Origin of the sequence: Longicatena sp. 210702-DFI.1.196 (assembly GCF_020563125.1) — a bacterium.
GTDB lineage: Bacteria > Bacillota_I > Bacilli_A > Erysipelotrichales > Erysipelotrichaceae > Longicatena > Longicatena caecimuris.
In genome coordinates this window covers 1-25343 of the sequence record NZ_JAJCPX010000024.1, presented here as the reverse complement: position 1 = coordinate 25343, position 25343 = coordinate 1, and the positions used below count along the sequence as shown (strand labels likewise).

The window sequence follows — 25343 nt, the reverse complement described above, 5'->3', positions numbered from 1 at the left end:
CGCAAAAAACGGCGGCCTGCCCATTAAGGGGCAAGCCGCCATTTGCGTCTTATCTTATGCTGTTTTTGTTTCTTTCTCCGGCACTGCCGGTTCGATCTTCGCCCCTCGCAAGGCTTTCTTCCGCACGCCCTGTCGCTTGATCTGTGCCTGATAACGGCAATCGTCACCGCAGTATTTGACATCTGACCTCGTTGTGGTAAACACCTTGCCGCAGTTTTCGCAGGTACACTCCCGGCTGCGGCTCTCCGCCGCCTCCTGCCGGTAAAATTTGGAGCGGCAGTTGGGACCGCAGAACAGGGTGTTTGTCCGCTTGGAGGCGAATTCCTGTCCGCAGCATTTGCAGGTCAGCATGAAGGGCTGTCCGACAGCGTGTTCACCGGCCTTGATTTTCTGATACCGCTCCCGGCTCTTGATGCGGTGCCGTTTGAGCTGCTCCTGCCGCTTGATTTCTTCCTCGGTCAGCTCCGGTGCGGGAAGCTCAAACTGCCCGATAAAGCGAAGGTGGATATCCACTTCCTGCACCCGGTCACCGTCGATCTTTTCTGGAGCGTGTACGATGATTTTCTCCACGAACTCGTTGATCATGGGCGTGGTCAGCTCGGAAAAATCCGTGTACTTCTTTGCCAGCTCCAGAAACTGCTTGGCCCGGTCGGTGTCCTCCGCAAAGGCGGACATCTGCGTTTCCATTTCGGAGACGGACGCTGTCAGCGCTTTCTGCTCATTTTCGTAATCTGCCAGCAGACTGTCAAAGCGTTCACCGGTAATGCGCCCGACGGCAAAGGATTCATAGAGCTTCTTGATGATGGTATCCAGTTCGGAAATCCGCTTTTTCTCCTTGTTCAGCCTCCGCTTGGTTTCCTTGGCCGCTTCTGCCTGCCGCAGTTGGGAGGCAGAGCGCACCTTCTCCAGAAAGGCGTCCCGGTCGGAGATGGCAAAGGTGCTGGCTGCCCGGATGGTTTCCAGAATCAGCTCCCGCAGCACCTTGCTGCGGATATAGTGTCCGCTGCAAGCATGGGTGCGCTTCTGATGTGCCAGCGTATAGGTGGAACAATCGTAAAAGTCCGACGGATAAGGATTATTCTCCGTGCCGCCTCTTGAGCGATGGTTCATCATCTTTGCACCGCAGTCCGCGCAGAATACAAGCCCCGTCAGCGGATTGGCCTCGCCCAGCGTATCATGCCGCCGTGGTGTTTTCCGCAGCTTCTGTGCCAGCTCCCATGTTTCTGCATCCACGATGGCTTCATGGGTGTTCTCGAAGATCAGCCAATCTTCCTTGGGATTCATCACGGCGTTTTTATCCTTATAGGACTGCTTGTGGGAACGGAAATTCACCGTATGCCCCATATACTCCGGCTTGGAGAGAATCTGCCCAACGATGTAGCCGCTCCAGTTATAGGGGTTGGGGAACTCCTCCTTGCTTTTCCAGATGCCCTTATTCTGTTTGCCGAAGTAGACCGCAGGCGTGTTGATCTTGTCATCAAACAGGATGCGGGCGATGTCGTAGGGGCCTTTGCCCTCAATGGTCAGCTGGAAGATACGCCGCACCACGGCAGCCGCTTCCTCGTCGATCAGCCAGTGGTATTTGTTCTCCGGGTCTTTCTTATAGCCGTAGATGGCACAGTTGGTGGTTGGCTTGCCGGATTCCCCCTTGACCCGAATGGCGGTTTTCTGCTTGCGGCTCAGGTCGCGCAGATACCACTCGTTCATGATGTTGAGGAAGGGCGCAAACTCGTTGCTGTTCTGGTCATCACTGTCCACGCCGTTGGCAATGGCAACAAAGTGGACGCCATGCTGCCGGAAGAATACCTCTGTGTAAAAGCCGGTTTGCAGATAGTCACGCCCCGCCCGGCTCATATCCTTGACAATGACATGGGCCACCTTGCCTGCTTCAATGTCCGCCACCAGCTGTTTCCATGCCGGACGCTCGAAATTGCCGCCGCTCCATCCATCATCAGTATAGTGGCGGCAGTTGGTGTAGCCTCTCTGCTGGGCATAGCTTTCGAGGTATTTTTTCTGATTCACGATGGAGTTGCTATCACCGGCATTGTCATCGTCACGGCTTAGCCGCTCATACAGAGCGGTGATCTTTTCCTCAGTCTGTTTCATGCGCATTCGGCGCTCCTTTCAGACTGACGGCTCATTTGTGGTGCTTCCATTATAGCACAAGTGCCGTCATTTGTAACCCCTTCATTGCGGATCATCCGCAGAATCTTTTCCTCCATGGTCTCCACCGCTGTTTCGCTGAATGCGACCCTTACCTTATAGGTGGTGCCGCCGATGCGCCGAATGATGAACTGTTCCTGTTTCGTTTGCTCCATAGGCTTCCTCCTTGCGTAATTTGTTGGTTTTTGGTATAATAAGTCCGGTTCCGTTGGCTGTAAGCCAATCATGTCTTTATGCTGGTTTTCCATGTTCTTTTTCTCCTTTCTACCCTCTGTGTTTAAGATAGTAACCTTAGTAACTTGCGTTTAGATTACCCTTTCACTAATAGGAGAAAAACGGGGTGTAAATCGGAACTGTTTTTTGAGAAAAAGAAAAATATTTTTTCGAGGAGGTGAAGCTGTCGTGGAACCATGGGAGGATGAACTGCTGTGGGATGATGATTTTTCCGATGAGGAAGAAGATACCGAGGAGCAAATAGAGGAAGCCGACCTTGAAATGGATGAGGATAGCTTTGCCGATTGGGAGGATGCGTCGGACGGTGCGCCGGAGAACGAATCGCTGGAGGAAGCGCTTGCAGAGGAACGCACGCTGGAGCTGGAAAGCGAGCTGGAGCAGGACGAGCATCCCAGAAACTATGCCGCCGAGCTGGAGGACGAGGAAGAGGAAGCCGCGCCCACCAGCGAAAAACGGCTCAAGCGGGAAATTCGCGCAGAGGCTGTGCGGCGGCTGGAGGAAGCAGCCCGGACGGAATCGGATTTTTTGACTGTGGTAGACGAGTGGAACAAGCTGGACAGAAATCGGGAACGCCGGGAGCGTGACCACGAAAACCTGCGCGGGGATGTGCCGTTGGAGTTTCAGGCCGTGCCAGAGCCGAGAATTGCTCCCCTCTGGATGAATCTGCCAAGGTTCCGCCAGCTCTGTCAGGGAAATTTTCTCGACATCATCTTCTCCTGTCCCTACGAGCTGCATGAGCTGACAGCAAACCGTTTTCTCTCCAAGCTCTTCTTCACCCTCAGTGATGAACAGAAGGAGGTACTGTATTACCTGTTCGTCAAGCAATACAGCACCACAAGGCTTGCTGCCATCCGTGGGCAGTCCGACCGGAATATCCGAAAGTTGCGTATGACCATTCAGAAAAAGCTGCAAAGGCGGATGTATGAGCATCTGAGTGAAAAGCTGGAAAGGGACTACAGCATTACTCTGCGGGAGCGCGAGTTCGTAGAGGAATATGAAGCACTGCTGCAAACCATGGGCAAAGATGCCGTGATCCGCCGGGAAAACAAAACCAAACCGAGAAAAAAGAAAGCCGCCCTTGACGATGACAAGGACGGTTGATACAATAGTAATACGGTTAATATATAGTTGGATTACGAGTTGAGAGGAACAGCGCCATGAAGAATCTCTTTGAGCAGTCCCGTTCCCATTGGGTACGGTATGACCGCTATGAACTGAAAACAGCCGCAGACGGCAAGCGGTATATCACGCCGGGGAAGAATGCCAAGCCCGACATATATAATCCCTTGAAGGAAGCGCCGGGAATCGTGCTGGATGCGCTGAATGTGGGAATGCTGATGATGAACCGCAGCCCGGAGGACGAGGTGCAGAAGGCCATTCTGGAATTTGTAACCCATTACGGTCTGCTGGGCCTGATGACAGCGCTGCCCACCACGCCGTCCTTCATGGATTATGAGGCGGTCTATCTGCCGAAAAACCACTTCATCAAGGCAGAATCCATGGAAACCGAGGACTATCTGGCGCTATTCTATCCCTTTGACCAGCTGGATCTGGTCAAGAAGGGCATTGAGTCCAGATGGAGCGTGTCCGGCGACAACATGATGGTGGCGCTGACCATGACCTTTGCGAGTGAACCCATGGCGAAAACCATGAGCTTCCAGCGAGAGTATGCTGAAGCCTATGACTGGGTGGCGCAGCAGTTCAAGGACTGGGCCTTTACGCTGACCACATCTATTCTGTACTACAACGATTATGACCTGATCGATGAGGATACCCGGAATCTGTATCGCAAAGGCATGGCTGCTTTCGGCGGCATTGCGCCCAGCTATCATATTGAGCTGCTGGACAAACCGACCATCTATTGGGACTTCCATTCGCTGCTGCTGGGCATCCAGATGATGTTCAGCTTCCTGCTGGTGGACGGAGAGAAGCCCCTGCGGCTGTGCAAGCACTGCCAGAAGGTGTTCCTGAGCAGCCGCTCCAATTCCGCTTTTTGCAGTCCCCGCTGCAAGAATCAGTATAATGTCTATAAGAGCCGTGGGAAGAAAACCAGCGAAGAAGATTGAGGTGAAACGACATGGCAGACGCCAAGAAGGATAAACTGCAAATCCGCAACAGCACAGTGGATTTCCTTGTGTTCACGAAAGATGCCCATGAGGATGGCATTGAGGTACGGGTACAGGATCACGACGTTTGGCTGACCCAAAAGGCCATTGCACGGCTTTTTGATGTAGACCGGAGCGTTGTGACAAAGCATCTGAAAAATGTATATGAAAGCGGTGAATTGTCCGAAGATGCAACTTGTGCAAATTTTGCACAAGTTGCGGATAACGGAAAAACCTATCACTATAAGTTCTACTCTCTGTCCGCCATCATAGCCGTAGGCTATCGGATCAATTCCGGCAGAGCCACGCAGTTCCGCCAGTGGGCAACCAAGGTGCTGGACACCTTCACCAAGCAGGGGTATGTGCTGGACAAGAGCAGGCTCATCAATGGGCAGATTTTTGATGAGGACTACTTCGATCACCTGATTTCCGAGATTCAGGAGATTCGGGCCAGCGAACGGCGCTTCTATCAGAAAATTACGGATATTTACGCCACTGCTGTGGACTACTCTCTCGATAGCCAGACCACAAAGGATTTCTTTGCCACAGTTCAGAATAAGATGCACTATGCCGTCCATGGCGGCACAGCGGCAGAGGTCATTATGGCACGAGCCGATCACACCAAGGAACACATGGGGCTGACCTCATGGAAGAATGCTCCTGACGGCAAGATTGTCAAGGCAGATGTGTCCGTTGCAAAAAATTACTTATCCATGGATGAAATGCAGGAACTGAACGAAATCGTCACCATGTATCTGGACTATGCTACCCGGCAGGCCAGACGGCATATTCCCATGACCATGGCAGATTGGGCCTCCAAGCTGGACGCTTTTCTGCAATTCAATGATGCAGAGATTCTGCAAAATAAGGGAAAAGTCACCGCTGCCATTGCAAAAGCCTTTGCCGAAAGCGAGTTTGAGCAGTACCGCGTCATTCAGGATCATCTGTATCAGAGCGACTTTGACCGTCTGGTAGCCAGCACGGAACAAAAGAACTAAAGTGTAAAAATGCCCGTTATCGGCCACGCAACCGATAACGGGCATTTGTCATTCATATACAAGCTCGGTCAAAACGATTTCCTCCGCGCGGCTGCGGATGCTGTTCATGCGGCGTACCCATTCCATTTGATCGGCAGCTTTGAGTGCTTCGGTCACGCCTTCTTGCTTCACCATTGCAGAAACGATGATTTCCATGCGCTCGTTGCAGGCTTGGTCGATCTCGGCAAGGTGCCGATGCAGCGTTCCGTTTGTGAGCAGGTTTGTGTAGAAAATAGGGCGATGTTCTTTCAGATAGCTGCGGCGCATATGTCCATACTTGCCAATCTGGTATTCCGGTTCCTCTGGCAGCGCAAGGTTTGGAATGAGATAATCGCCCTCCTGACGGTAAGTGCCGCCCATTTCCTCAAATAGAGATTTCATAAAAATTAGCTCCTTTTTGTGTTGATTTCCAGCGGTTATACGGACTTTTCTTCTCCTTTCCTACAACTGCTGTTCCATTCACCACAAATGAGCCGCAGTCATATGTATTAGGTGGGAGAAACCACCCTTTACATATTAACTCTTGATTTTGAATACTGTTACTGTCATCTGTTTCTGATTGTTTGTTTCTATCTTCTTCGGATAAGCGGCAATATATCGCAACCCTTGACGTATTCATCATGTTTTGTTCTCCTTTTCAAAGATGGCAAAACAAACGATCACTGCTTATGTTATGATAACACTTTGCAGAATCGCTTGTTTAACAACTCGCAGGGGTAGAGTGCCCCTTACTTTTTTCAAATTGGTTTATCAATTCTATCCATTTCATAGTAAACACTTTCTGCAGAGCCGCTGTATCACTATTTTTAAAAACATTCTTGCAAACTACTTTAACATCATTTGCCATGAAACCACCTCACTACACTATATTTAAAAAGCATCCAAAAATGCTTGTACATAATGAAATAAGTTATCCATTCATATGAAGGAATCAGATGGCTTTAGAAAGCTCCATGGGACGCTCACCATTTCCAGTGTGATGGATGATGCGTATTAGACGAGTGTATCAGTATGCTGATATATAGAACATAGCCGCAATCTTCTTTCAGCATATGAAATGCTTTAACTCCAAGTGCGAATTTTATAATTGTATAATTTGCGTTTTGTCCCTGCTCTATGTTCGCAGAGGTAGAAATGAGATCCCTTAAAAGTCCCAGATACAAATGAAATATTCATTGCGTGCTCGTAGAAAGCGTGCTATACTTAAGTTAGTACCAACATGAACAGGGTTACCCTAATATGAGCAGAGAGATAAAAAATAAACTAATAATTTATTGCTTCGCTGAAAATCACCAAGGAACGGTAAACACATAAGAGCAGGTGTCCCCCTGCTGGAGGACAGAAATGGCAAATGATAATGTACTTAGCGAGCTGATTTACGAATACTATGAATCGCGAATTCTTTTTGGCATGTACCAATATGGCGACCAGTTAAGATCAATTTCACAGATTTGTGCTTCCTTTGGTCTGGCGCGAAATACGGTGCAGACTGCTTTGGACAAATTGGAGGCAGCTGGGTACATAAAAACAGAACAGCGGAAGATGGCCATAATCGTGTACCAGGGGACAGAGAAAACCTTCATAGAAAATGCTATGAAGTATTTTGTTCCGCGCAGAGATGGAATGCTAGATATTAACCAACAAGGGGCTCTGCTATTTTCTACGGTCTGGGAGATGGGGTTAAAAAACTTAGAACGGAGTATCTCTGCAGGTTTATACAAGAAAACAAATGCAACTGGGATATTGAGTGAGGAACCAACAAAATTGTATTATGATGTCCTGAGAACTTTCAACAATGGCTTAATGGAAAGTCTATACTGGCAATTCTTGCGTTATCTCAATTATTTTTATCCCAATAAAGAGTACGGCATGGTCAATTATATGGAAGATGGTCTTTTGTCAGTTGAGATAGCCAACCGCATGAAGGCGGAAACAGATGCTTACTACTATCAGAACTTTCTGGAAGTCAAGGCATTTGTCGATTCCATTCCCGAGGAACATCACTTGAAAAATGTGCCGCAGATTCCGTTTACATGGACGATGTATCGAAAACGGCCGCAGGTGCGCTATACCCTTGCCTCCACCATTATTCAAGAGATTTTCTGGGAGGTCTATCCCGTTGGCAGCTATCTGCCGTCCCTGCCTAAAATGGCAGAACGGTATCATGTGTCATTGAGCACAGTACGTCGGACCCTGGATGTACTACATTCACTGGGGGTGACGAAAGCCTACATGGGGGTCGGGACCCGGGTATGTATGGAGCCTATCAATCCGTATATACTTAACACGCGGGAAATGCAAGAGAACTTGACCCTGCACAAGGAAGGAATGGAGTTTCTCTTTTTGACAATATATAACGTAACTCTCTTTACTTTGGAATCAATTACCGCGGAAAAGAGAGAAGCTTTATTGCAGGAAATCAGCAAACTTCACGGTAAAAATAACGATATTCTGTGTATTGATGTCCTCTTAAAGTTTATCTCTACTGAAGTTCCCTCTGTATTCTTGAGGGAGTGCTATGGTAAGTTGAGGGAGCTGATGGCATGGGGATATATTTTCTCTGCCGTGTTAAGAGGCTTTGGTGAACAGCCACATATGGATTTGAACGATTTTATCGCTCAGCTGGAAACAGATATGATGGCGGAGCATTGGACGGCGTGTGCACAATCTTGGCAGGCGTTTATTGAGGATAGACTGGACTTTTTACGCACAAGGTTTTCATTGGAAAACCCTAAGGATCAGATATGAGGACAGTGGTGTAAAAGGTTCGTGCAACGTAAAACAAGAGAGAATTTGGGGCTAAATGCCAGTCAAAAATGAAAGAGCCAAGCTCGTCTTCAAGGGAAGCATAACGAGATTGGCATGAGTAAACATTCTAGCAACATATCTTCATCCCATTTGAGCAGACAGCGGCATCATGGAGAATCTCAAGATGCTGGTCGCGGATGATGAAGGCTTCTGCGCCCATGCGTATATGCTGCTTGAAAAGGCGGAGACTGACAAGCCCATCGCAACGACGAAGTAGGCCATTATGGCCATACAAACAGTGTTAAAGATCCATTAGAAGATCGGTAATTCAATGTATGATTAATAAAATACCGTATTTAATGGAAGCGAGGTAATTCAGCGGATCCGCAAAGTGCTTAGGCGTATGCGTTGGTTCTATTATCTCATGGCATGATCGAAGGGAAAGCGATAGGAATGAACAGCCATATTAAGAAGCCGATTGAAGTGGGTGTGCTTTACAGAAAAATATCAAAACTGTTATAGGAGTGATGTGAATCATCATCGTTGGGAGAAAATTATGTTGAAGAAAATACGAAATATGAAACTAAAGTTTAGGTTGTTATTATCGTATGCAATGGTAATCGCAATATGTCTGTCGGCAAGTATTGCCGCTCTATTCATGCTGAATAGAATTGGCGATAATCTTTCCTCTTTTTATCGTAATAATTATACAGTGACGATCAATGTATGGCTAGCGAAAAGGGAGATGCAGGCTGCACGAGGGGATATCTTAAATGCCATATTGGAGTCTGATGTGGAAGAATCCGCGGAGTACATTGATAAGGCGAAGGAAAGCCTCAGAAACATGCGCGCTACATTTCCCGTAATCCGTAACTCCTTCAAAGGGGACATCGCGATGGTGGATAGGGTGGATAAACGGCTGCAGGAGGCCATCGTCTACCGTGACAAAGTATTCGCTTTGGTGGAAACGGGGAAAACGGATGAGGCATACGAGGTCATGAAGTCCAGTTATATTCCGGTTCTGAATCAGATGGCGGATCTTCTCCAACAGATCGCGGATGTGGCGGCGCATAACGCCCAGGATATGGTGAAGGAAGGGGAATATGCGCAGGCATCGGCAATCACTGTTATCATGATCATCATGACATTCAGTATCGTGTCTGCGGCACTGCTTGGCATTTATATTTCCAACAGCATCCGCAAGCCTGTGAAGGAGATTGAGGATGCCGCCCAGCAGTTGGCAAACGGTCAGTTAGACGGCGTGTGCGTTTCCTATACGTCGAGAGATGAACTGGGAAAGATGTCGGATAGTATACGGGATTTAATCAGCTATCAAAAGACGATTATTGAAGATATCAGCGATATCCTTGGCGATATGTCCGAGGGAAATTTTAAAGTTCAATCCAATGTCAATGAATACTACATGGGGCATTATGACCGCATCCTAGTGTCGATGTGGGGACTGCGGGATAAACTAAGTGATACCCTCTGGCGGATCAGCCAGTCCGCAAGGCAAGTGGCGAATGGTAGTGAACAAGTATCCTCAGGAGCGCAGATCCTTGCGATCGGGGCGGAGGAACAGGCCGATTCGATTGAAAAACTTGCCATAGCTGTAAATGAAATATCTGAGCAAGTCAGGGTAACAAAGGAGAACGCGGATAAAGCGCGCAACCAGACAGACCGTGCGGGCGCACAGGTTTCTGAGAGCAACCAGCAGATGCAGGAAATGATTAGTGCGATGAACATCATCAGTGAAAGGTCCGATGAAATTTACAAGATAGTGAAGACTATTCAGGATATTGCATTCGAAACGAATTTACTAGCCTTAAATGCCTCTGTAGAGGCGGCAAGGGTCGGTGAACTGGGGACGGGATTTGCGGTGATTGCGCGAGAAATACGCAGTCTAGCGGATAAGACGGCAATGGCCTCCAAGAACACGACAGCTCTGATCAAGGAATCGGTGGCAGCAGTAAAAAATGGAGAAAAGGTTGCCCACACGGCGGCCGATTCGCTGCTGCAGGTTATCGAGTGTACAAAACAGGTGATTTTTATGGTGGATAGGATTGCTTCCGCCACAGAAAATCAACATAAATCCATTTCTAATATCACAGCGGAGGTGCGCCAGGTTTCGGATGTGGTGCAGAATAATGCCTCGATATCCGAGGAGCTGGCGGCCGCAAGCGAGGAGCTTTCTACACAGACGCAGATGTTGGATCATATGATTGGGCAGTTTCAGTTGTATGAAAAACGGTAGGCAGTATAAGGAGGATGGCTTGTTTCAACCATGTAGAGCTTGCAAATACGAGCTTACCAGACGAAATATTGTTGCAAATAGACAACCCCACTGGCTTTTATTCTTTTACCACCGTATCGCAGATTCGTGTTGTCATATTGTTTGGCATATATTAAGGATTGGATTGCATACGATTGAACGATGAAATTTTTTGCAGGATAGTTTGTTTTATCTTCTATATTATATAGATTATGTACTTTTTGTCCTTATGCAATCGCAGCTAGGGAAAGCCTGTACAATAAAAAACAGCGTGTTTATAAGGCTTTTGGCCTATGTTGTTCTTATGAGGTTGCAGCAGAACAAAAAGCCAGAACAACGTATGACAACCTTATCCGGGAAGCCTGTGACCCAGATGTCATAGCCCCTTTGGTTTTCCTACGCGAAAGAGAAATCGTACATTTCCAACGATTTGGTGAAGCTTTGGCTTACGTTCAAAAACAATTAGATTCAGACAACTATTATCGTTATAATCCTGCTTTTGACAAATAATACAACACTGCTGAGAACCCCTAAGTCCTTCTTGCTTATTGCATAAAGTATTTTAAAGGAAGCCTTAACGCATTTTCTGATGTTAAGGCTTCCTATTTTTATATTTAAATTACTATCTTTACAACAAAATCATTACTTATAACACGCTTCTCACAAACAATTTCTACTTAAACCTTTCTTGTCATAATTTTTTTCTTTATTAACATCTGCAACAGTAACATATAAACAATAAAAACAAATAAAACGACCAAACATCCTTCACCCATCAGCATAAACGAAAAACCATTCTTTCCAAAACCAAATAAACTTGCAAAAAGGTGAAAAGCCGGATAAGCCATAAGACAATGTAAGATTGCTAATATAGGAGGTGCTAAGATCAGCCATCTGTTCTCTCTTGCCGACTCTAAACTCAACTCTCTCTTCGTTAATCCAATACGATATAAAATACTGTACTCATGTTCATGCTCGCGTAAATCTTCATGCATACGATAATACAAGATCATAAAGATTGAGAAGATGAAGAGAATGGAGAAAAGAATGCCTAAAAACAGAAAACTTCCATATGCACTCATCATTTCATCTAAAACTGTATAATAATCCTCTATTGTTATTTCCTCGTTTGCGTTTAAGTCTGCAGCTAATGCCTTTTGATTATCTTCACTACCAATGAAATTCATACTGCGATACATACTTAAAGTCGTACTATAACCTGGATCATCGTGTACATATTCCCCGAATAGATAATCTAAATAAGCAACTGCTTGTTGATCAGGTACGATTAAGACTAAATCCGTAGGGAAAACTTCAAAATCGACATCAGAAGATCTTACCTTTTTCTTCATAATAGAAATGGTATGATCATCATTTTCCATGCGTATATTCATTGTATGAATAGGATGGGATGTACGATTCAATAATAAAACTTCATCTTTTTTTAAATGAACTTGTGTATTTGTCGCATTTTGATATCCAGATAATGTGATAGCTGTTAATGCTGGAACCGAATCATTTTCTTTAATCGTTTCATTCACTTTTCCAATCCATAATTCTTCATTGCGTACTACCACTTGCATAGCACCATGAACTACTGGTATCTGGACTTCTTTTTGAATTGCTAAATGATGTTTCTTTACTATTTGTTGGAGCTGTTGATCATCATTTATACCATTAATGATAAATTTATACTCAGGAAAGCGTTGCTTTACACTATCTTCTACCCCTGTATACAGTGATATACACATGGATGCAGTTAATATCAGCATCGTCAGTAAGATCGTAATACTTGCCATTGAAACAGCATAACTACGCAAACGAAATAATAGATTTGATAGGGTAATCATATGTTTTTTATGATAATATAGTTTCTCATTTCGTTGCAGCAGCTTCAACAACATAATCCCTGTTCCTTTAAAAACACAATATGTGCCAAAAATCACAAGAAGAATGGCAAAAACAATTTTTTCTAAATCATCACCAATATCATTTACGGATAAAGATATACCATAACCAACGCCTAAAAATACAATACCAAATATGGTTGTCAATTTTTTTGCTTTTGGCTGTTCTTGCATTTTTTCTTTACGTAACATTGTTAAAGGGTTATGCGTAACAATATATACTGAATCACGAACGAGCAAAACAAGTCCGACAGAAAGCATAAATAAGCTTATCCATAACATCAGTCGCATATCAACGGTAATTCCTTGTATCAGTGTTTGTCTTGCAAAACGTTCTGCACTCATGATAAGCAACTTACCGAATACAATACAGAATATCATACCTCCAATGAGTGCTAACACACTGATAATTATCATCACACAGGCATTTAGTAATAATAAATTCTTTCGGGAAAAACCCAACACACGATATAATCCCTGACGCGTGGATATCTGACGGCGTATCGTCAATGAAAACGTCCAACATAAGATAAAAATTAATACACATAAGATGACACCACCACATGTTAGTAAGTCTAGCGTCATAATGGAACCTTTTGTTAAGGAATAAAAATTACCATGCGTACCTAAGTATGCGATTATATATAAGAAACAAAAACACATGGACATCATTCCACCATAAGGAAGATAAATATCCTTCATGTTTCGAATATCACTCCATGCCAAGGTGAAATAATATTTAATATTCATGCAGATCCCTGCTTTCTTGAACACTCAGCATATGCACGATACGATTATAAAAAGTTTCACGATTATCTTCTCCACTATAGATTTCTTGAATAATTTTGCCATCTTTTAGGAAAGCGACACGTTGTGCATAGGATGCTGCTAGTGGGCTATGTGTCACCATTAAAATCGATTGTCCTTGTTTTTGTAATGCACACAGCAGTTCTAATAGCTGCATGCTGCTTTTTGAGTCTAAAGCGCCACTTGGCTCATCTGCCAATAAAATATCTGGTTCATTGATCAAGGCTCTTGCTATTGCCACACGTTGTTGCTGACCTCCACTTAACTCATAAGGAAAACGTTTTAATAAATCTTCAATATGCAAAGTATGACAAAGCTTTTGCAAGTATTTTCGCTTTTCCTTTAAATCTTTTTGAGAAAGGATGCATGGTAATAAAATATTATCTTCTGCACTTAAAGAGTCAAGCAATGAAAAATCTTGAAACACAAAACCGATGTGTTCTCTACGATATAATGCCTTTTCTTCTTCCTTCATTGCTACAATGTTTTTATCCTGAATATAGATAGCTCCTTCACTTGTATCATCAAAACAAGCCAATAGATTTAACAGTGTACTCTTCCCCGAACCACTTTCGCCCATGATAGCGACAAATTCACCTTTTTCTAATTCCATACTCACCCCGTCCAAAGCATGCGTATGTTGACTTTTTAAACGAGATGTATATACTTTATGCACATTTTCTAATGCTAATATTGTCATAGATATTTCCTCCTTGATCTAAAGTATAACAAGCATTTCCATTTTCTGCCTTAACTTAAGATGACGGATATCTAACATCTATGTCATCTTTCTTTTCACCCTTTTCTATCAAAGATTTCGTTGTCGTTCAATCTTTCTTAAAATCATTGTTTATAACATCATGTTAGGTATTGCTTAACAATCTTTTCATCATGCTAAAAACCATTGTCTTTGTAGTATAGACTCATTTTAATAGAAAGAAATCGTACATAATTTTTTACGTAAAAACATTGCTCCCATATTATCTATCCATTAATCTTTCCTTCACCGGATACAAAGATACCTTAGTACCATGCTGCCATTGTGAAGATATTTGCCATTTGATATGCAGACGTTCACAAATTTCTTTAACGAAATATAATCCCATGCCGGTTGCTTGTTTTTTCTCTCTGCCAAGTTTACCAGTATATCCCTTTTGTTTGATTAATACAATATCTTCGCTAGCAATACCGCAACCCTCATCCTCAATGCTTACTTCGTCCTTACTACAACGTACATGAATGGTACCATGTTGGGTATATTTTATAGCATTATCTAATAGTTGCTCAATGACAAAACACAACCATTTGCGATCCGTATAAATTTCATCATCCTCATCATATGAGAAATCAAGACACAAACCTTTTTCAATAAACAATGTGCTATAAGTTCGTAATGCTTCTTGTACTATTGTATGTAAACAACACTTTTCCATAATATAATCATCATCTATACGCTGATAAGACAATGCCATCTGCGTATAACGCTCGATCTTGAATAACTCAGCACGGATTTGTTTTTTTCTTTTTTCATCCTGCATATGTTCATTCAACATATGCATAGCAAAAATGGGTGTCTTTATTTGATGTATCCATAATTGAAAATACTGTTCCCGTTCTTTTTTCTCTTTCTGATAAGATTGTTTCTGTGAATAATATTCCTCTTCCAATTCCTTGATGATACGCTGTATTTCTTTGTCTTTAGCAGTTAATGCCTTTCTTTCTAAAAAAGAGACATGATTGCATTCTTGTAATTGTTTTATTTCAGCTCTTCGTTTTACCCAAGCAATACCGATATAACACAATAACATACTGATTTCCATAAACAAGATGTATTCAATGATTTCTTTCTCTATTTCAAATGTCCATAAACAAATGACTTGTACGATCACCATCGTTAAAAGTAAACATACAGATCCTGATAAATCATGTAGTAGTTTCATATATAATAACCTGTGCCTTTCTTTGTATGAATAAAATCATCTATGCGAAAGACATCTTCCAGTTTTTTCCGCAATCTTCCAACATTAACACTTAAGGTGTTATCATCTACATAACAATCACTGTTCCACAAAGCCATCATCATATCACTGCGTGATATTACTACATGTGGATTGCTCATCAACAATTCTAATATTTTCATCTCATTCTTCGTAATTTCCATCATCTTTCCTTGATATTTTAATTGATAGGTTCGCAGATTTAATTCAACACCACGCCATACTAAAACTTCCTTATCTGCTTCTTGCTGCATCCTTCTGATAAATGCATTCAATTTAGCGATGAGAACCATCTTATCAAATGGTTTAACGATATAATCATCTCCACCATATTCATAGGCACTTACCATGCTCATACGATCTGCATCACTGGATATAAAAATTACCGGTGCATTACTAAACTTTCGAAATTGACGGCAAACACTGATACCGTTTATATTGGGTAGATGAACATCCAGCAATACGATATCACAATTTACAGTCGTGAGCTGTTGTAAAATATCTTTTGCCACATCTACTTTATTGACCTCAAAATTCCATTCCTTTAAACAATTACTTAACTCTTCAAGTATAATTTCATCATCTTCAACAATCGCAACTTTTACCATATCTTCACCTTCCAACATAGACCATCTTTTTTAACTTATCTTAACTCAACGTATCTTCTTTATTTATCTTCGCTTACTGCTTATCTTCCTACTGACCATAAATTTGTACTTTATCCATTTCATCTAATGCACAAGTGAAAGCTTCTTGTTTTCTTCTCCTCTTAATTATACACAACTTCATCGAAAAACGCTCTAACCTTACACAGATGTCAGAAAAAAGCCCTCCTATCCATAGGATAGTAAGGGCGAATGATTTATAAAACTAGCGTTGCGAAAACTGAATTACTACGTTTTCTTTATCTCAAATATTTTTTTAATGATTCCGCAGGTGTCGTATCTTCCCATTTCACACCCAAATCTTCTCTACCCATATGCCCGTACGCAGCTAATTTGCGATAAATAGGTTTACGCAAATCTAATGTCTTAATGATGCTGGTAGGACGCAAATCAAATTCTTTTTGCACAATTTCAGCAATTTCTTCATCAGGTAATCTACCAGTGCCAAATGTATCAACCAAAACACTCACGGGATGAGCAATACCGATGGCATATGCCAATTGTACTTCACAACGTTTTGCAAGTCCTGCAGCTACAATATTTTTTGCCACATAACGGCTAGCATAAGCAGCACTACGGTCTACCTTCGTTGGATCTTTACCAGAGAAAGCACCGCCGCCATGACGTGCCATTCCACCATATGTATCTACAATAATCTTGCGGCCAGTCAACCCACTATCACCCTGAGGACCACCAATTACAAAACGACCTGTTGGATTGATATAAATTTTCGTATTTTCATCCATCATTGTCGGATCAATAATAACATCAATAACATATTTTTTCAGGTCCTTGCGAATGGTTTCCAACTCTACTGTATCCGAATGTTGCGTTGAAATAACAATTGTATCTACACGTTTCGGAACATCATTTTCATATTCAATCGTAACCTGCGTCTTACCATCTGGGCGAAGATAATCCAATGTACCATCTTTTCTGACTGCAGTCAGTTGTTTTGCTAAACGATGAGCCAAAGAAATTGATAATGGCATCAATTCTGGTGTTTCATCACAAGCATAACCAAACATCATTCCCTGATCACCAGCACCATTATTATCTTCTTCCTTACCTTCTTTTGTTTCTAAAGAATGATCAACACCCATAGCGATATCACTGGATTGCTCATCAATCGAAGTTAATACGGAACAAGTTGTACCATCAAAACCATATTTTGCTCTGTCATAGCCGATTTCCAGTACTACATTACGTGCAATACTTGGAATATCGACATAGCAGTTTGTCGAAATTTCACCCATGATCATGACCATACCAGTCGTACAGCAGGTTTCACATGCTACACGCGCATTGGGATCTTGTTCAATGATAGCATCTAACACCGCGTCACTGATTTGATCACAGATTTTATCAGGATGTCCTTCTGTTACCGATTCAGAAGTGAAAAACTGTTTATTTAACATATGTATTCCTCTCTTTTTATTATCTTTTTCAGCTCTTTTATTGTAACGCATTTTTATTTATGAAACAAGGTTTACTCCATCTTTCTTCAAAGCTGATTCTCTACATCTTGACACATGCAGATAAGAGTGTATTGGATAAGCTGGTTATGGTTAAAAAGCGTTAACTATAACATGATTCATATATAAAAAGAGAATGCAATGACATAAACCTCGTTAATTGAACAACTAATTAACAAAGGGCATTTCAAACATTCTCTTAAAACACTGTTTAACCTTTGAAATTTTCCAGATGAATCTTCACTGTTTCATTAATTTTACTGAATTCCGTATAATGATGCAATTTTGTCTGCTCAACATACGTATCATACTCGGTATTATCTTCCTTTTGTGGAATACTGATTTCATAATCCATATCACTTGTTATAGATTTAACCAAATCATCACGAATACAGAATACAAGTTTATAAGAATGAAGTTTTGAGATATCGGCATTCTCTATTTTATCCTCTTTATTTTTTTGATTATAAATTTTTATGTAAGAATCAGGATCTTTTATCGTCAATGTATATAAGATATCATTACCTTCCTTATCTTTTACACATGTAAAACTTTGTTGTGTAAGTTTTAATAAATCATAGTTCAAATAATAATATAAAAAACTATTTTCAATATCTGATGATGTCGTTGCTTCTTTTTGACTTAAGTTGTAGGTACCATTTTCTTGTTTCAGATAGTTATACATATAACCATTTTCTTCACCATATACCACGGTACTATCTTCTGTTATTTGTTTCACCATATAATGTGCTTGCTTTGGATTTGCATTATCGATATCACCAGTGGAAATCACACTTCCACCATTCCCATCTTTTTTAATTTCCGTATTATTTTGATAATAGCGTTGATCTCTTTCATAATCTTGTTGTGATTGCAAATGCAAACTTTTTGCTTTTAAAGTTGCATCCAAATAAGTGAATAGTTCTTTTGTTTCATTACTGAGTGTTGTTTGTTCTTTTACTTTTGTGGCATTTGATGGCTGCTTTGTTTTATCATTGGATGAACAAGCAGTTAATAAAAAGAAACATAAGATTGCACAGCATACGCGACTCGTTTTTTTCATAACAACATCCCTCTTTTCTTACTTAAAGTATAGCATTCTTTTTGATATAAGTTACATTTTTATGTGTATAATTTTCTTAAAACCATTTCATTTTTCATTGTTTGTTTCTTTTTTATAAACAGTTTCAATAAAACGTTCAAAAAAGAAAACACCCACCTTCATCACAAAGGTGGATGTATCATTAAGCTTCTTTTCTTTCAAGTTTTTCACAACTCTCTAAAATTTCAATAACCGTAATCAACCAATCTTTTCGCTTTGCAAATTGCAAAGTGATTTTACGATTGACATACCGTAATTGAATATCCTTAGAAATACACGTCATGAATTCAAATAATTTCACACCATCAATTGCATTTGACCAGGTTTCGGTAAATGACATACTAATTCTTTTTGGCTGTTCCTGAAAATTCTCTACATAAGGTTCATTTATGAGAATATCCAAACGTTTCTTTTCAAACAATAACTGAACCGCCTTAGGTAATTTTCCATAATTATCCTTAATCTCTTCTAACATTGCCTTTAATTCTTGTTTCGTTTCTATCTTTTCAATACGCTGATACAATGTAATTTTCTCATAATCCTCATTGGCAAACTGTCCTGGTATATAGGCATCTACTTTTATGTTTGCTTTTTTCATAACTGGCTTTTCAACTTTTTTAATGCCTTTTTTCTCCATAATCGCACTATTCAACATCTCGATATACATATCAATACCTACTGTATCAATAAAACCAGCTTGTTGAGGACCTAACATATCCCCGGCACCACGAATCGTTAAATCCCGCATGGCAATCTTATATCCGCTGCCAAGTTGTGTAAATTCTTTGATTGACTTGAGTCGTTTCATTGCTACTTCACTCAACTGACGCTGCGGAGAATACATCAAATACGCATATGCCAAACGATCACTTCTACCAACTCTTCCTTTTATTTGATATAACTGACTTAAACCAAAATGGTCAGCATCTTCAATGAGAATGGTATTCGCATTTGGTATATCAATCCCTGTTTCAATAATCGTCGTGCAAACCAATACCTGATATTGATTATCCGTAAATTGCATCATGACATCTTCAATATCATCACGGCTCATTTGTCCATGAGCGACACCAATTTCCACATCCGGTAATGCTTCTCGTAATTTTCTTGCGACATTATAAATCTCTTTCACATTGTTATAAAGATAGAAAACCTGCCCATTGCGTGCCAGTTCTCTTTGAATAATTTCCTTGATCATTGAAAAATTTTTCTCAATTACATATGTCTGTACCGGCATGCGGTTTAATGGTGGTGTCTCTAATTGTGAAAGTGAACGTATGCCTATCAAAGACATTTGCAATGTTCTTGGAATTGGTGTAGCACTAAGTGATAAAACATCAACACTGTTTTTTAACTCTTTTATCTTTTCTTTATGTTCTACACCGAAACGCTGTTCCTCATCAATCACTAATAATCCAAGATCTTTAAATTGTATATCCTTAGATAATAAACGATGTGTTCCAATCAGGATATCCAGATTACCTTCTTTTAGATCTTTGATGATCTGTTTTTGATCCTGTGGTTTAATAAAGCGATTTACGACCGCAATATTTACTGGAAAATTGCGAAAACGATGTTGAAAAGTTTTAAAATGTTGTAAAGATAAAATGGTTGTCGGACATAGAAAGGCAACCTGTTTATTATCACTCACTGCTTTAAAAGCAGCTCTTGCGGCAACTTCTGTCTTGCCAAATCCGACATCTCCACATAACAATCGATCCATTGGCTTACTGGATTCCATATCACTTTTTATCTCTTTTACTGCTTTTGCCTGATCAATTGTTAATTCATAATCAAAATCATCTTCAAATTCTTTTTGCATCGCCGTATCTTTTGCGAATGCATGCCCGATATGCTCATCACGATTGGCATATAAATGAATTAAACGATCTGCTAATTCTGCTATTTTTGCACTGACTTTTTTCTTCGTCTTTTCCCATTCACCACTGCCTAATTTATTTAGTTTAGGAGCTGCTCCTTCTTTTGATACGAATTTACGAATCAATTGAAATTGCTCTAATGGTACTAATAAAACATCATCACCTTTATAGGCAATATGCAAAAAATCCTTGTGGATACCATCTACCTCTTTATTGACGATACCTAAATATTTACCAATACCATGCTGATTATGTACGACATAATCTCCGATATGCAGTTCTTGATAATCATGCAAAACTTCAGCTTCTTTAAACTTATTGGAATAACGCGTGGATTTACGGGATTTATGAAATAATTCCTTGCTCGTGTAAACGCTGATTCCTTCTGTTAAACAGCTGAATCCTTCAACCATTTTCTTCTCTAAAATAGAGACGCCTTCAGTTAATACATCATCCTCATGAACGATGCGTGTAGCTACATGCTGTTCTTCAAGCAGTTTACGGACTTGTGAAATCTCATGATGATCTAAACATAATAAAACTCTGTGACGATGCGATGCTGAAATGATTTCCTGGATAGTCCGTTCTAAATTAATATCACCTAATGACATGCTCATGATTTGTGATGTAATCGGTTTTTTATAATCCACAAACATGCCAAATTCAATAACTTTATGTTTGCCTAATATTTTGGATAAATCTTCAAATACACCAAACTTATACAAAGCACTTCCTTCTTGAAATAATTCTTGTAAATAGGCAATATTTTCTTCCTGTAGATGACGGATTGTATCGTTAACTTCTTCCTTACTAGAAACAACAATACTAGCATCTTTCACATAATCGCAAATCGTATTTGCCTGATCAAGAAACGCATAATAACGATATAAATGATTTTCTGCATGTCGATTTGCCAATAAGTCTAAATCTTCATTCACTTGTGATATCAACTGATCACGAAAAGATAATGATAACTGTTTCTGCTGTATAGCTAATTCTTGGTTTGCACGTTCAACGATACAACCGATTTCTTCATCCGTAAACAAAAGATTATTAGCAGGAATGATTGTCACTTCTTTTATCAGTTCAATTGTTCTTTGCGTGGAAATATCGAAAAATCGTACACTTTCGACAAGATTATCAAAAAATTCTATACGAATCGGATGCTCATAATTCATCGAATATACATCGATGATACCACCTCTTGCCGCATAACATAATGGTTGATCAACACGATTTACATAGGCATAGCCAGCTTCAAATAACAGTTGTTTCAGTTGTTCATAATCCAACACATCATCTTGCCGAATATGAATAAAGTGTTGTTGAAAAATATCTACAGATGGTTGAAAACGAATCGCAGCCGCTGCATTCATGACGCAAATATAAGGATGCTTATCTAAAAGCTTTGCCATTGTTTCCATCTGTGCTGCTTTGCTTTCCGGTGAAGCAGCAATAGCTTCCACCCGTAATGATTCTTCCACGCTGAAAAGCAGCACATCATCCTCTAATAGACATTCTAAGCGATCATAGAGTTTTTGTGCCGTATATGCGTTATTCTTAATAATAAACATACTTTGCGGTTTTTTGCGATATGCCGCTGCTAACAGCAGGGCTTCTTCACTTAATGATAAATTACCCAGCTGACTTTTACCTTCAACAATGGAAGTAACCGCTGCATTCTGCATGAATTCCTGAAGAAGTATTTTCACTTTATCACCTTATTTTCTGCATGTATTATCATGAAAAAGCTTTATTTCACATTAAAATGGCTCATCGTATCCATAAAGGTATGCGTAACGCTATAAATAGCTGCATCCTTTGCCAGTGCTATTGCTTTTTCATAATCTTCACGATCTTCTTTTCTGATTTTCCCTAATACCCAATCAATGACAGGTACTCGTGAATCCTTTCCGATCCCTACGCGAATTCTTTTAAACTCTTGTGTATGCAAATGTGCAATAATGTTTTTCATACCATTTTGACCACCTGCACTTCCTTTTTCACGTAATCGTATCTTTCCAACAGGCAAATCTAAATCATCATAAATAATCAAAATGTCTTTTACATCAATATGATAAAACTTGACAGCCTCAATAATAGCTTCCCCAGAATTATTCATATAGGTTTGCGGTTTCATTAATAATACTTGTTCTCCTTGTATTCTTGTCATACAAATGAGTGATTTAAATTTCTTTTGTGTGATATCAACATGCAATTCCTTAGCAATCGCATCCATGACACAAAAACCTGAGTTGTGTCTTGTATTTTCATATTCTTTCCCTGGATTTCCTAAACCGGCTATTAATTTCATTTTATCACCTCAATCAGCTTTCTTATTATACATGAAAATTCCATAGAAAAACAGGAAATCAATCCTGTTTTCGCCAACTTTCAAAATATGTAGAAAATGCACAGGCCATATTTTCAATTAAGAGAACATCTTTTATATTCCAAACTTGACGACTCTTTTTATTCATACCCACAATACCATAAAAATGACCATCATATTCAATTTTTTTCTGTATGGTAGACATAATATGATTTTCTTTATACTTTGTTTCATATGGAAAATCACAATGATTCAGATTATGATTTTGAAATAAACCTGTTTCATCAAATTCGTTAAAATACCCTTCCTCTATATGGTAAATGGCTTGACTGCGAATACTTTTATCATTTAAGTTAAACACTTTTAAATATCCTTGTTCTTTTTTTCGGTCTATAAAATAAAGTAAAAATAAGTCTTCTATATGTAAGGTTCTCCCTAAATAACAAATGGCTCTGTCTAAAATCGTATTGCTTTTCTTTTCCGTATTTAAAATCATAAATACCTTTGGAAGAACTGCAGAGATCGATAATTTAGAAAATTCATTACTATGCATTGGTAATAAGCTTTCTTCCTGAACGTTATCTTCTTCATAAACTACATATTGATTTCTTCCACTCAATTTTGCCTCATACAATGCATGATCTGCTTTTTTATAAATAATATCATATGAATCATCATCCGATGCTTCACATATTCCTATACTGATACTTATTCTTTTTTTAACATTTCTAATTTTAATATCTTGTACATCATTTTTTATCTTTTCTACACAATTTTCTATCTTATATAATTCATATATATGATCTGCATAAATGGCAAATTCATCACCACCTACTCTTCCTATAAGGGTATTTTGATCAACATTATTTTTAATGATTGCTACTATTTCTTTTATGACACGATCGCCGATCATATGTCCATAACTGTCATTGATATGTTTAAAATTATCTATATCCATCATCAAGAAAAATGCTTTCTGATCCTTATTTCGACGCTGAAGTTTTTCTATCGTCTGTTTGCGGAAAGCTGTTTTTTTCAAAACGCCGGTAAAGTCATCTAATTCTGTGTACTGCATAAGTTTCTGATTGTTTTCAATGATTTTACGTTGTTTATTTACGTTGTTTATACAACGTATTTTCTAAATCCATTTTAACTTTCATACTGATCTTACGATTCTCTAAATTAAAAGATTGAGCTTTCTGATATATTTCGTAATGATGATAAATTTCATCTTTTAAATTATCTTTATGAAATTCTTTAAGATATTGTATATAGATTTGTGAAAGTTCTTCTTCAAAATATGGATTTTTCATATCTTTAAATAATTTCTTTGCTGTTTGATATAATTTAATAAACAGCGAATCATTTTTCATATGCAAACTCATTTCAAGCATAAAAAACATACAGTTTTTAATATGGGAATAGTCCTCTTCCTGATATAAATTTTTTAATACCTGCTCCATTTTTTCAGGCACCTTTGATGTAGTATGCGCACAGACATCCAGATATAGTTCACTAAGTACATATTCTTCTGGTATTTTAGCTAATTCATTATCTAATTCGTCATATTTCTTTTTCCAAATCCTTACTTCTTCCTGCTCATTCATTCTGGCAAGTGTAAACATGATATGAGAAATAACAATTTGTAAATCTCCCTTTTCAAACTTATCGAGCAACATATAGTCAAATGCTTCTGTATAGTATTGCAAAGCTTCCTGATACATACCGATACTAAAAAATAATGTTCCCATATTTTTTAAAATCAATTGCATGAATCCATATTCCGGATGTTCTTTTGACAGGAAATAAGCATTAATAAAATGATGAAGCGCTGTTAATTCATTACTACTATCTGCATATAAAATGCCGGCAAGATTCATTAAACGTATTTCATAGCGTACATTATCCGCTGATTCACATAGTTTTAAACCTTGACCGCATGCTTTCATAGCTTTTTGTTTATCTTCATTATAAAAAGATAATAAAGATATAAAATACCAGGCAATACTTTCATAATAATGATTTTGCTCTTTTTCAGCTAATTTTAATAATTGCTTCGCCTTTTTCTCTACAATTGGCAGATGATGTAGTTTTTGTTGTTCTTCCATCTCTTTCAATAAAGTTTCAAAGATTGTTTCTGTCATTGTGCTCATCTTCCTTTATCGCTATTTTAGCATAAATATTTTGAGCAGTATATGGAATCTTAGAAAATTTACTTATATGTGATAAATATAAGATATAAAAATTATAAACCTTCCGTAATATACACTATTTAGAACTTTTTAAATTTCTTTTTTATACCACCATAAATAAAAACAGTCTTCTTACTTTCCTATTTACGATAGATTAACAAATATCTTTTTCGAAATTCATTTAGCATTTTAAATAAAAAATTATCTAGCACATTACATACTCGTGATTTACAATTAGCTAAAGGTTCTCCATCCTATAACTAATCAGTAAATAACATGTACCTTTCATATCAAATAAATGAAGACATCTTACTAACAAGAATTTCTTATTGTGCAAAAAGAAAAGTCTGCTTTTCACAGACTTTCTAATAGTTTTGGATATCTAAATTATCGTAGGGATAAGCGATACCTCTAAATTATCATAGAG

20 protein-coding genes and 1 pseudogene are annotated in these 25343 nt (G+C 39.5%); 6 read left to right on the top strand and 15 right to left on the bottom strand.

The window, feature by feature from the left end; all coding sequences use genetic code 11:
• Positions 1–54: 54 nt before the first annotated feature.
• Both LI241_RS10565 and LI241_RS10560 read right to left on the bottom strand, forming a co-directional pair.
• Positions 55–2112: a recombinase family protein gene (locus tag LI241_RS10565; protein WP_101692893.1), complete on the bottom strand. Its 2058-nt coding sequence runs from the start codon at positions 2110–2112 to the stop codon at positions 55–57.
• Positions 2103–2411 carry a transposon-encoded TnpW family protein gene (locus LI241_RS10560; protein ID WP_180956844.1) on the bottom strand — a complete coding sequence of 103 codons (309 nt, stop codon included), beginning with the start codon at positions 2409–2411 and terminating at the stop codon, positions 2103–2105. The genes LI241_RS10565 and LI241_RS10560 overlap by 10 nt, the downstream gene beginning before the upstream one ends.
• Positions 2412–2565: 154 nt before the next feature.
• On the opposite strand from LI241_RS10560, the gene LI241_RS10555 reads away from it, so the two are divergent.
• From LI241_RS10555 to LI241_RS10545, 3 genes are read left to right on the top strand one after another with little or no spacing between them, the layout of a single operon-like run.
• Positions 2566–3498 (top strand): hypothetical protein, encoded by a 933-nt coding sequence (locus LI241_RS10555; RefSeq protein ID WP_071430998.1) that lies wholly within the window; start codon positions 2566–2568, stop codon positions 3496–3498.
• 56 nt (positions 3499–3554) lie between these two features.
• The gene (locus tag LI241_RS10550) at positions 3555–4463 is read left to right on the top strand and encodes a hypothetical protein (RefSeq protein ID WP_071431000.1); all 909 of its coding nucleotides are present in this window, start codon (positions 3555–3557) and stop codon (positions 4461–4463) included.
• Positions 4464–4474: 11 nt separating this feature from the next.
• Positions 4475–5500 (top strand): virulence RhuM family protein, encoded by a 1026-nt coding sequence (locus LI241_RS10545; protein ID WP_071431002.1) that lies wholly within the window; start codon positions 4475–4477, stop codon positions 5498–5500.
• Between the two features lie 48 nt (positions 5501–5548).
• Here LI241_RS10545 and LI241_RS10540 read toward each other — a convergent pair whose 3' ends face one another.
• The 3 genes from LI241_RS10540 to LI241_RS10530 form a co-directional block, all read right to left on the bottom strand.
• Entirely contained in the window at positions 5549–5920 is a 372-nt protein-coding gene (locus LI241_RS10540; protein WP_071431004.1) for a TnpV protein, read from the bottom strand.
• Positions 5904–6161, bottom strand: coding sequence for a hypothetical protein (locus LI241_RS10535; protein ID WP_227151271.1), 258 nt, complete (start codon positions 6159–6161; stop codon positions 5904–5906). The genes LI241_RS10540 and LI241_RS10535 overlap by 17 nt, the downstream gene beginning before the upstream one ends.
• 78 nt (positions 6162–6239) lie before the next feature.
• Entirely contained in the window at positions 6240–6386 is a 147-nt protein-coding gene (locus tag LI241_RS10530) for a hypothetical protein (protein WP_008690262.1), read from the bottom strand.
• Positions 6387–6883: 497 nt separating this feature from the next.
• Here LI241_RS10530 and LI241_RS10525 point away from each other — a divergent pair, with 497 nt between their 5' ends.
• The 3 genes and pseudogenes from LI241_RS10525 to LI241_RS10515 form a co-directional block, all read left to right on the top strand.
• Positions 6884–8287, top strand: coding sequence for a GntR family transcriptional regulator (locus tag LI241_RS10525; protein WP_008690261.1), 1404 nt, complete (start codon positions 6884–6886; stop codon positions 8285–8287).
• A gap of 556 nt (positions 8288–8843) precedes the next feature.
• On the top strand, positions 8844–10541 hold the full coding sequence (locus LI241_RS10520; protein WP_008690260.1) for a methyl-accepting chemotaxis protein: 1698 nt from the start codon (positions 8844–8846) through the stop codon (positions 10539–10541).
• Between the two features lie 324 nt (positions 10542–10865).
• Positions 10866–11069: pseudogene (locus LI241_RS10515) on the top strand (manganese catalase family protein); the annotation flags it as partial.
• Positions 11070–11236: 167 nt separating this feature from the next.
• On the opposite strand, the gene LI241_RS10510 reads toward LI241_RS10515, so the two are convergent.
• The 10 genes from LI241_RS10510 to LI241_RS10465 all read right to left on the bottom strand — a co-directional run bounded on the left by LI241_RS10510 (position 11237) and on the right by LI241_RS10465 (position 24868).
• On the bottom strand, positions 11237–13216 hold the full coding sequence (locus LI241_RS10510; RefSeq protein WP_008690258.1) for an FtsX-like permease family protein: 1980 nt from the start codon (positions 13214–13216) through the stop codon (positions 11237–11239).
• Positions 13206–13973, bottom strand: coding sequence for an ABC transporter ATP-binding protein (locus LI241_RS10505; RefSeq protein ID WP_008690257.1), 768 nt, complete (start codon positions 13971–13973; stop codon positions 13206–13208). The genes LI241_RS10510 and LI241_RS10505 overlap by 11 nt, the downstream gene beginning before the upstream one ends.
• 280 nt (positions 13974–14253) lie before the next feature.
• Positions 14254–15213 (bottom strand): HAMP domain-containing sensor histidine kinase, encoded by a 960-nt coding sequence (locus LI241_RS10500; protein ID WP_008690256.1) that lies wholly within the window; start codon positions 15211–15213, stop codon positions 14254–14256.
• A complete protein-coding gene (locus LI241_RS10495) occupies positions 15210–15878 on the bottom strand; it encodes a response regulator transcription factor (protein ID WP_026006745.1) in 669 nt (222 codons plus the stop codon). Before LI241_RS10495 ends, LI241_RS10500 begins: the two co-directional genes overlap by 4 nt.
• 296 nt (positions 15879–16174) lie before the next feature.
• A complete protein-coding gene (gene metK, locus LI241_RS10490) occupies positions 16175–17353 on the bottom strand; it encodes a methionine adenosyltransferase (protein WP_008690254.1) in 1179 nt (392 codons plus the stop codon).
• 268 nt (positions 17354–17621) lie between these two features.
• Positions 17622–18473, bottom strand: coding sequence for a hypothetical protein (locus LI241_RS10485; protein WP_008690253.1), 852 nt, complete (start codon positions 18471–18473; stop codon positions 17622–17624).
• A gap of 181 nt (positions 18474–18654) precedes the next feature.
• A complete protein-coding gene (mfd, locus tag LI241_RS10480; RefSeq protein ID WP_017144730.1) occupies positions 18655–22104 on the bottom strand; it encodes a transcription-repair coupling factor in 3450 nt (1149 codons plus the stop codon).
• 41 nt (positions 22105–22145) lie between these two features.
• On the bottom strand, positions 22146–22706 hold the full coding sequence (pth, locus tag LI241_RS10475) for an aminoacyl-tRNA hydrolase (protein WP_008690251.1): 561 nt from the start codon (positions 22704–22706) through the stop codon (positions 22146–22148).
• Between the two features lie 58 nt (positions 22707–22764).
• Positions 22765–23799 carry a GGDEF domain-containing protein gene (locus LI241_RS10470; RefSeq protein ID WP_227151269.1) on the bottom strand — a complete coding sequence of 345 codons (1035 nt, stop codon included), beginning with the start codon at positions 23797–23799 and terminating at the stop codon, positions 22765–22767.
• A 34-nt stretch (positions 23800–23833) separates the two neighbouring features.
• Positions 23834–24868, bottom strand: coding sequence for a hypothetical protein (locus tag LI241_RS10465; protein ID WP_227151268.1), 1035 nt, complete (start codon positions 24866–24868; stop codon positions 23834–23836).
• Between the last annotated feature and the right edge of the window lie 475 nt (positions 24869–25343).